The sequence below is a fragment of the Methylomonas rivi genome, assembly GCF_024505165.1.
Taxonomy (GTDB): domain Bacteria; phylum Pseudomonadota; class Gammaproteobacteria; order Methylococcales; family Methylomonadaceae; genus Methylomonas; species Methylomonas rivi.
The window spans coordinates 1-887 of the sequence record NZ_JANIBK010000301.1 but is presented as its reverse complement, the minus strand read 5'-3'; the positions used below and the strand labels follow the sequence as shown (position 1 = coordinate 887).

General features: G+C 55.9%; 1 protein-coding gene. It reads left to right on the top strand.

Going from position 1 to position 887, the window contains the following annotated elements:
* Window positions 1-214: 214 nt before the first annotated feature.
* A partial coding sequence (locus NP596_RS21285) for a reverse transcriptase domain-containing protein (RefSeq protein ID WP_256617385.1) occupies window positions 215-887 on the top strand: 673 nt, incomplete at its 3' end.

Sequence of the window (887 nt, the reverse complement as noted above, 5' to 3'; positions counted from 1 at the left end):
AAGTCTCTGTAATGGGGATGGAGCGAAGGGCAGAAGAACCAAGAAACAGACCATTTTGAACATCTCCGAGAAACGGCGAGCAGTATTTCGAAACAGGCGGGCGTTGCAACTGCGGCAGCTACCCGGGCTGGTGACCGAGTGAGGCGGGTGGACTCCCGCTGGTAGCGAGGAAGCGGAATACGAGTCGAGACTTGGGCGGAAGAGGAAATAGAAGGTGCTGAATGAAAATCTGATGGAAGATGTCCTAAACCGGGACAACCTGATAAAAGCCTATAAGCGCGTCAAAGCCAACGGTGGTTCGCCGGGCGTGGATGGCATGAACGTAGATGCTTTTGCCGAACACGCCCGGCAGCACTGGCCGGGGATAGCAGGCAAATTGCAAACGGGTGACTACCAGCCGGGGGCGATACGGGGTGTCAGTATCCCGAAAGCGCAAGGCGGCGAACGGCTACTGGGCATCCCCAATGTTCAGGACCGTGTCATCCAACAAGCGATAAGCCAAGTGCTGATTCCGATCTTCGAAGCGGAATTCAGCGATCACAGCTACGGCTATCGACCGGGACGCAGCGCGCACGACGCGATACAAGCGGCGAGCCGCTATGTCCTGGAAGGGAAAACCTGGATGGTTGACCTGGACATCAGCGCATTCTTCGACGAAGTCAATCACGACATCCTGATGGCGAAAATCGGGCGGAAAATTCGGGACAAGCGCGTATTGAGAGTGATTGGGAACTACCTGAGAGCGCCAATGCAACGCGATGGATCGAAGGAAAAGCGAAGCCGAGGCACGCCGCAAGGCGGCCCGTTGAGCCCGCTATTGGCCAACATCTATCTGGATGAACTGGATAAAGAACTGGAACAGCGAGGCTTGAGTTTCTGCCGATACG